A 7,305-nucleotide genomic window follows, 5' to 3' on the forward strand; every position below is an offset into this window, starting at 1 on the left:
CAGGGACAAGAACTCCGCCCGCGTGATGCTGGTCCGGGCAGGTTGGAACCCGGACGGTGTCGAGGGCGTAAGACCACCTGAGCCGCCGGCTCCGGCGGCGGCCTGAGCCGTAAATCCCCACTCAGCCCTGGAGGGCGACGCATCCCCTCCCCCCAGGGAGGGGAGCCTTCAACTTCTCGGCCACCAACCGGGGCAGACCGCACCGCTCAGCCAGTCGGATCGTCGGGACCAGCCCGGCATACGCGATCAGGTCCGGGTCGTCGAGCGCGGCGAACAGCGTCGCCGGGCTGTGGGAGACTTTCACTTACGAGGTGCCTTGCTTCGTGGGACTGATGAGGGCGTAGGAACTCCCATTATCCCAGGTCAGCGGGCACCTCTTCTCATTTCGTCGTCCACAGACCGACTACCGCGCGGTGGATCGAGGCTCAGTAATCGCAGGGATCTGCTCGGGGTAAGCGGTGGCTCCCTCTTCCGGGTGGCGGCTGCTACCGAATCGTCATCCACGGATCTTCACCGTCACGCTGTACCGATCTTCATCGCCACCGCAGCGCCGGGCCTCGCCGCAACTGGTGCGGCGGGCTGTGACGTGCGCTGAGCCGGGCCGGACGGCACGCAGGGCGAGTTCGACAGTGCCGCAGCCAACGCCCGGGGCACAAGTGTGGGCCGGTGTGACCCGCGACGTGCCGACGGCGGCCAGGACATCCGGCGTTCCGCTGCTGAGGTCGAACCAGTATGTGCTGTGCAGCGTAACCACCACCGAGGTGCCCACCGTGGCCGAGACGGTGGTGTGGTTCGCGCGCTCATCCAGATGGAGAGGTATTGGCGTTGGCGTGGTTGGCGCGTCAGACTGTACGGAGTTGGCGCCGCAAGCCGAGATGGCGGCGAGAGTCAGGCATGTGCCGAAGCGGAGTGCCAAGTGGGTGCGCGGAAGCATCGTGAATGCGCCCCTCCCCTTTCCAGGCATCTTGTGTCGATGGGACGGCTCCGCCCCAGCCGTGGTTCCCTGCTGGGGCGGAACATGTCGTGCTGTGCCCAGAGGCCTGATGGGGTCAGGAGGCGTTGAGGGCGGTGTCGTCGACCACGAAGCTGGTCTGCAGGCTGGAGTCCTCGGTGCCGGTGAACTTCAGGGTCACCGTCTGACCGGCGTAGCTGGAAAGGTTGAAGGACTTGAGTGCATAGCCACTCGCCGCGTTCAGGTTGGAGTAGGTGGCCAGGGTGGTGGTTCCGACCTGGACGGTCAGCTTGTCGTAGGCGGTGGTCGTGGTGGTCTCGGCGGTGTCGATGTGCAGGTAGAAGGAGAAGGTGGCGCTGCATCCGGACGGGATGGTCACCGACTGGGACAGGGTGTCGGTGTGAGTGGTGCCGTAGCCGTCCAGCCAGGCCTTCCAGCTGCCGGAGTGGGCAGGCTCACCGCTGGAGTTGTCGATCACGCCGGTGCTGGCCGTCCAGGGCGCGGCGGTGCCGGTCTCGAAGCCGGGGTTGCCGAGCTTCTGGCCCGGGCTGGAGCAGCCGCCGCCGGTGGTGTTGATGGTCCAGGTGAACGAGGTGCTACCGGAGGCGTTCGTGCTGTCCTTGGCGGTGACTGTGACGGAGGAGGTGCCAGCGGTGGTTGGGGTGCCGGTGATCTTGCCGCTGGAGGAGATGCTGAGCCCCGCTGGCAGTCCGGTCGCCGTGTAGGTGAGGGTCTGGCTCGTGTCGGAGTCGGAGCCCGTCATCTGCAGGGACACGGCGGTGCCCACGGTGCCGCTCTGGTTGCCGGGGTTGTTCACGGTGACCGTGTTGCCCGTGGTGCCGCCGACGATGGCGTGCGAAATGGCGCACGCGTTGGTGTCGTTGGACCAGCTGGCCTGCTCGGCGAAGGTGCCGGTGCCCATCGTGACGTTGGCCGCTCCGCCCGTCTGGCCCGGAGCGATCCAGGCGCATTCGTCGGAGTTCTCCTGGCCGTTGTATGAGCTGCCGGTGTGGTTGGTCCAGCCGCCGGCCGGGTTCTGGTCCGACATCATCTCGTGCCACTCGTGGCCGAGTGTCATGGTCCAGCCGTCGAGGGTGCCGGGGGAGTTGACGAACCCGACCCCGCAGCCCGAGCCCGAGTCGATGTTGTAGGGCTGGTTGCTGAACGCGACGTCGCCGACGGTGGAGGAGACCGCACCGCCGGTCAGCGTGGTGTCACCATTCCAGTCGTGCCACGCGCAGTACTGTCCCTGGTAGTTGTCCGGGTTGGTGCCGTGGGGCGAAAGGATCACGTAGTACGCGTCGCGGTTCGACGCGGCCGTGGTGTTGCCGAAGTGACTGGCCGCCTTCACGGCCTCGGCCCCGAGCTGGTGCCCGGTGGCGGCACTGGGTGACGCCCCCGAGTTGTCGTACCAGGTGCCGGCCAGCACGCCGCCGCTCTGGTAGGGGACGAAGTTGGCGTTCGCCGGGCAACTGGTCGCGCCGGTCGTCAGGTTTGGACCGTCGCACCACTGGGTCAAGTCGGCCGACCAGCGCTCGTTACCGGTGCCGATGTCCTTGAACATCTCCTGGGCGACGGGCGCGGCGCCCGCCGAGTCGCCGGAGAAGGTCAGGTCCCCGCTGCCGTTGGTGCTCTGCGTGCCCCACTGGGTGCCGTAGAAGACCAGGTAGACCTTCGAGTGGCCGCTCTGGACGCCGATACCGTCGACGCCGCCGCCGTAGGACAGTGTCTGCGGCCCGGTCGCGACGCTCGCGGACTTCTGGGAGGCCGCCCATGCCTTCATCTTGGCATGCTGCTGGAGGGTCGGCAGTGCGCCGTGCCGGTACGGGTGCTGGTACGCGGGGCTGTAGGGGTTGGCGACCGAGCTGCCTGACCCCTGTGGCGCGGGCTGCGCGGCCACCGCCTGGGGCGCGGCGGCCAGCATGCCGCCGGCTATCAGGGCTGCGGCCGACATCAGGGCGGTGGCACCGCGGCGGGTGAACCGTCGGAGCGGGTTGGGTCTCGCGTGGTCCGTGGTCTGTGATGGCAAGGGACTGCCCTTCTTGGGAAGATGGGGCCCCACGGCGCATTGCTGGCAGGATCGTGACGATCTCACCCATTGCTGCCGCGGGGCTATGGGTGGCGCACGTTCCTCGCTGTAAGCTGCCACCCCGATCAGTGGTGGCCGTCGGCCATGCTAATGAGCGCCCATCCCAAGTGACTATTGGTCAAAGGCAAAACTTTGTCCTCGATAGGTGCTAGATGGAGCCCCAACCGTCGTTCGTGCAGGTGGAGTTGGCGTGGCCGGTCTCGGACGAGGAGGCCGCGGCAGATCGGCTATAGCGTGTGACGCCATGGATGCAGACGGATCGGCCAATGACCTCGTGGCACTGGGCTTGGCACGCTACGAGGCGCTGGTCTACCTCGCGTTGGTCAGACGTGAGTCGTACACAGCCGCTGAGGTGGCGCGTGAGGCCGGTGTGCCCCGCCAACGCGTCCACAACCGTGCGGCTGCCGCGCACCCGGTCACGCGGGCCGTGGCTGGATCGGTCGAAGAGGAGGCTCGCTCATGTCCGGTGCCCGACGCAGCTCGGTGGTAGCAGTGCTGATGGGCGGCATCCTGCTGCTGACAGGGTGCCATCAGGGGACGTCGGCGTCCAAAACCCCATCCGGTACTGCCGCTTCGTCCACTCCGGATGTCTCTGTCACGGCAGAGCCCACCGCCTCCCCCTCGGCGGCATCCTCCGGCTCCACCACCACGCCGGTGCCGTCGCACACCTCCGCCGCTACGACCAAGGCCTCCGCGGTCCCGACCCGAACCCACACCCATCCCGCGCCCGTATCGATCCCCGGCTGCCGCAACCTGACCGTCAGCGCCAAAGTCAAGGCCGCCGTGACGGAGGCCTACAAGCGCAGCTTCCCGCGCTTCTCCCACATCAGGCCGGTGCCGCACCACTTCTTCTACGGCCAGTGCGGCGCCGTTCACTACGCTGCCGCCCGGTTCCAAGCCACCCCAGGTGCCACCTACGCGGAACTCGTAGGCATGCAGGACGAGGGCAGCGCCACGAAGTACTTCCGCACCACCTCCGGGAGCGGCTGGATCTACATCGCCAGCGACGGTTTCCCCCAGAGCCTGCACGGCTGCGGCGACATCGCACAGATTCCGCGCGTCCTGGCAGCAGCCTGGGGGAACTGCCGCCTCGCGTACTGAGCCTTCACCGTCCGATCGGGGAGCGCCGGCGGACCTCTCTCGCGGAGCGCAGGGCGGCTGAGGCCCTCCTGGACGCATCGCGACGAAGTGCTGTCGGCCGAGGTCGCCGGAGCCAGGAGTTCGGCAACCGACGCACGCGGAAACGGCCTTCGTCCGGCGCACCGGTGCGCCGGACCCTCCAGCAGCACCGGACGTACGCCCCACCGACGCGCCGCTCCCGTCGGCGCTGGCCCCGCGTTGCGCGATCTTGGTGGTTAATTCCAACTGTCATGCAGCGAGGGAAAGTTGGAGTCTGGCGAGGTGGCTGTGGTTGGCGCGGTCGAGGGGGTGGCCGTTCCCCCAGGCGGCGACACGGATGAGGCTGAGGGCTGTGGCGCTGGCGGCGTGATCGAGGCGGATCTTGGCCAGGCCGCGGTAGCGGGCACGACGCAGGCCGGTGGTGTGGGTGGCCCGGCGGATGGTGTCCTCGATGCCGGCGCGCAGGGCGTAGTCGCGGTTGAAGCCGCCGGTCCGGACGCGGGCGCGGGCAGCTTGGATGGCCTCGGTGAGTCCGCGGGGTTGGAGGCTGAGAACCCTTCTCGAATCCGATGATTTCGAAGTGATCGCTTGATCGTCTTGTGCGTGGCCGACCGGGCGGCCCAGGGTGGGCGTCGTTCGTGTTGCCGTCCGGCTGGGAGATCGGTTCGTGTCGCATGTGACCCGGGACAAGGTCGTCGATGAGTGGCTGGCCGAGGCCGAGCTGGCGGTGCAGGCTGCTGAGCAGGTCGTGGAGGCGGCCCGGCGAGAACTTCAGGAAGCCGAGGGCCGGCTGTTGCGTCTGCGGGCGGCTACGGAGGTCACGGCGGAGGCCGACGCGGTGGTGCGGGAACGGGCCAGCGAGATGCCGGCGGACGCCACCATGGACCAAGCAGAGCAGGCCCCCGTCCCGAAGTGGCGTCCGGACGCTGACGTTGCACGGCTGCCCCGGGACTACCCGAAGATCGCGCAGATCGTCCCGGGAGGCCGGGCCGGAGGGGATCCGGGCGGTGGAGGTGCACCGGCGCCTGGGCTGGCCGGACACTGACGGATCGCGGCAGAACGTGCGCAACCGGCTGCAACGTCTGACGCAGAAGGGCTGGCTGCGGCTGGTGAGCCGCGGGGTGTATGCCTGGGCGGGGGCCGTGTAGCCCTCCGGCCGGTTGTTGGACTCAGGCCGTGGGCGCCGTCCCGGCGCGGGCGACGCGGCGGATCATGATGCGGACCATCGCCCACTTCACCATCGCCTCGTGGGCCGCGGGCAGGTACTCGTAATCCCTGGCCAGACGGCGGGAGTTGACCAGCCACGCCAGCGTGCGTTCCACGATCCACCCGCGCTTGAGCAGGACGAATTCCTTCGCCTCGTCGGGGCGGCGGACGATCTCGACGTCCAGGCCGAGCGTGGCTGCGGCCCAGTCCACCAGGGAGCCGGTGTAGCCGCCGTCGGCCCACACCTTCCTCACCGTGGCGAAGCCCCGGCGCAACCGGGTCAGCAGCGGCACGGCCACGTCCCGGTCCTGCAGGCCGGCCGTGGTCACGCAGACCACCAGCAGCAGGCCCAGGGTGTCCACCACCAAGTGCCGTTTGCGGCCAGTGACCTTCTTCCCGCCGTCGAAGCCCGGGCTCTCGGCGGCGACGTGCCAGGACGCCTTCACGCTCTGGGAATCCACGATCGCGGCCGTCGGCCGTGCCTTCTTCCCCGCCGCCTTGCGGGCCAGCTCCCGCAGCGCGTCGTGCAGCACGTCGAGAAAGCCGGACGCCTGCCAGCGGCGGAAGAACCGGTAGACCGCCTTCCACGGAGGGAAGCCCACCGGCATTTCGGTCCACTTGATCCCGTTGTTCACCAGGTACAGCACCGCGTCGATCATGATCTGGTGGCAGTAGCCCTCCGGTCGCCCGCCCCGGCCCCGCAGCCACGCCGGCACCGGAATCGGTTTCCGTACCACCCGCCATTGCCTGCCGTTCAGGTCCGAGGAGTACACGCGCTCCCGCCGCGTGCCGTCGGCCGCGTTCCCCGCTCGATGCACCATACAGTCACAGCCGTGACCAGCCGACTTGCCCGACTCCACGGACTCGGATGTACTGACGCGCACCAACGGGAACTCGGTGTCGGCGTGTTGAGGAAGCAGAGAGCCCTCACGCTAGAGCCAGGTCCCGTTGCCATGCCGCGATCTTTCCGATCCCCGCACCACCCGAACGTCAGTCCACATCATGACGCCGCTACCCGGATTCGCGAAGGGTTCTGAAGCAGTGGATCCGGGGACCCTGCAGCGGTGCGTGTGGCATGACGTAGTGTGCGGGCGCATGGCCTTGTGGAGCTTGACGAGATGGAGAAGGCCGCGGGCAGAGCGCCGGTACCCCGACCCGCTCACGATGCACCAGCTGTGGATGGTGTCGCTGAGCGCGCCGGTCAACTGGGACCGGGACGCCTCGCGGACCACGCTGTACCCGTTCACCCGGATCGACGACGACGCGGCCAGGCAGTGGCTGGCCGGCCAGTGGGAGATCACCTCGCGTGAGAAGCTGATCGGCCGGCTCGACGGGCTGGCGCGCACCGGCTACCGGGCGCGGGTCCACCGGCTCCTCGGCGTCGCGCCGTTGGCCTGGGACGCGGCCCTGTACGTCGACATCACCCGCCGCGGCTTCGGCAGCGGGATGATCAGCGAGGCCGAGGCCTGGACCGCGCTGAAGAACATCGTGCCGACGGTCGTGCGGACGTACGCCTCCTGGCACGAGTACGCCGACCACTACCTGCTCGGGCGCAAGGTCTGGCGGGACGGGCTGCAGGGCCGGTCGGAGGCGGCCCTTCCCGCCCCGCATGCCGTTGCCGAGGCACATCTGCGCGCGCTGCTCGACCCGGCGAACCGGGCCAGCCCCTGGAACCTGGCACCGTGGGACGCCATCAGCAACCCCGACCACGCGCGCCGACTCCAGCGCGGTCGCACGTGAGGGACCTGCCCCCTGCGACCGGGGCGGATACATGACAGCCCGCGGCCTCACCACCACCGCGACCCCCGGCTCTGCGACCCCCTCCATCATTGAGCATCTGATATCATCGAAACTAATAAACGATCTTAATCGAGTAACAGTTTACGAACTGGTACGGTAAGTGGGGTGACAATGACTGCGGACCTGACCGGCACCGTCG

Annotated in this window: 8 protein-coding genes and 1 pseudogene; 5 read left to right on the forward strand and 4 right to left on the reverse strand. The window is 68.6% G+C overall.

Annotation, left to right across the window (positions count from 1 at the left end):
• Nucleotides 1-106, forward strand: a pseudogene (locus tag ACIBJF_RS50985) (RNA-guided endonuclease TnpB family protein); the annotation flags it as partial.
• 15 nt (nucleotides 107-121) lie between these two features.
• Here the strand turns inward: ACIBJF_RS50985 and ACIBJF_RS50990 are convergent.
• Nucleotides 122-304, reverse strand: a complete 183-nt coding sequence (locus ACIBJF_RS50990) for a hypothetical protein (protein WP_399184722.1) — start codon at nucleotides 302-304, stop codon at nucleotides 122-124.
• Between the two features lie 745 nt (nucleotides 305-1,049).
• Nucleotides 1,050-2,981, reverse strand: a complete 1,932-nt coding sequence (locus tag ACIBJF_RS50995) for a putative Ig domain-containing protein (protein WP_399184723.1) — start codon at nucleotides 2,979-2,981, stop codon at nucleotides 1,050-1,052.
• A gap of 304 nt (nucleotides 2,982-3,285) precedes the next feature.
• On the opposite strand from ACIBJF_RS50995, the gene ACIBJF_RS51000 reads away from it, so the two are divergent.
• Entirely contained in the window at nucleotides 3,286-3,531 is a 246-nt protein-coding gene (locus ACIBJF_RS51000) for a helix-turn-helix domain-containing protein (protein ID WP_399184724.1), read from the forward strand.
• Nucleotides 3,532-3,695: 164 nt separating this feature from the next.
• A complete protein-coding gene (locus ACIBJF_RS51005) occupies nucleotides 3,696-4,142 on the forward strand; it encodes a hypothetical protein (RefSeq protein WP_399184725.1) in 447 nt (148 codons plus the stop codon).
• Between the two features lie 267 nt (nucleotides 4,143-4,409).
• Here ACIBJF_RS51005 and ACIBJF_RS51010 read toward each other — a convergent pair whose 3' ends face one another.
• On the reverse strand, nucleotides 4,410-4,850 hold the full coding sequence (locus ACIBJF_RS51010; protein ID WP_399184726.1) for a transposase: 441 nt from the start codon (nucleotides 4,848-4,850) through the stop codon (nucleotides 4,410-4,412).
• Between ACIBJF_RS51010 and ACIBJF_RS51015 the strand changes: the two genes are divergently transcribed.
• Nucleotides 4,828-5,205: a hypothetical protein gene (locus tag ACIBJF_RS51015; protein WP_399184727.1), complete on the forward strand. Its 378-nt coding sequence runs from the start codon at nucleotides 4,828-4,830 to the stop codon at nucleotides 5,203-5,205. The two genes, ACIBJF_RS51010 and ACIBJF_RS51015, sit on opposite strands and share 23 nt — an antisense overlap.
• 124 nt (nucleotides 5,206-5,329) lie before the next feature.
• Here ACIBJF_RS51015 and ACIBJF_RS51020 read toward each other — a convergent pair whose 3' ends face one another.
• Complete coding sequence (locus tag ACIBJF_RS51020) at nucleotides 5,330-6,187, reverse strand: IS5 family transposase (protein ID WP_399184728.1); 858 nt, start codon at nucleotides 6,185-6,187, stop codon at nucleotides 5,330-5,332.
• A gap of 274 nt (nucleotides 6,188-6,461) precedes the next feature.
• Between ACIBJF_RS51020 and ACIBJF_RS51025 the strand changes: the two genes are divergently transcribed.
• Nucleotides 6,462-7,106, forward strand: a complete 645-nt coding sequence (locus ACIBJF_RS51025) for a DUF1266 domain-containing protein (protein ID WP_399184729.1) — start codon at nucleotides 6,462-6,464, stop codon at nucleotides 7,104-7,106.
• The last annotated feature ends 199 nt before the right edge of the window (nucleotides 7,107-7,305 follow it).

Origin of the sequence: Streptomyces sp. NPDC050743 (assembly GCF_044456925.1) — a bacterium.
Taxonomy (GTDB): domain Bacteria; phylum Actinomycetota; class Actinomycetes; order Streptomycetales; family Streptomycetaceae; genus Streptomyces.

Bases quoted from the DNA above. Each gene is read 5' to 3' on its own strand.
- ACIBJF_RS51020 (WP_399184728.1), bottom strand. From the start codon at position 6,187: ATGGTGCATCGAGCGGGGAACGCGGCCGACGGCACGCGGCGGGAGCGC.
- ACIBJF_RS51025 (WP_399184729.1), top strand. From the start codon at position 6,462: ATGGCCTTGTGGAGCTTGACGAGATGGAGAAGGCCGCGGGCAGAGCGC.
- ACIBJF_RS51000 (WP_399184724.1), top strand. From the start codon at position 3,286: ATGGATGCAGACGGATCGGCCAATGACCTCGTGGCACTGGGCTTGGCA.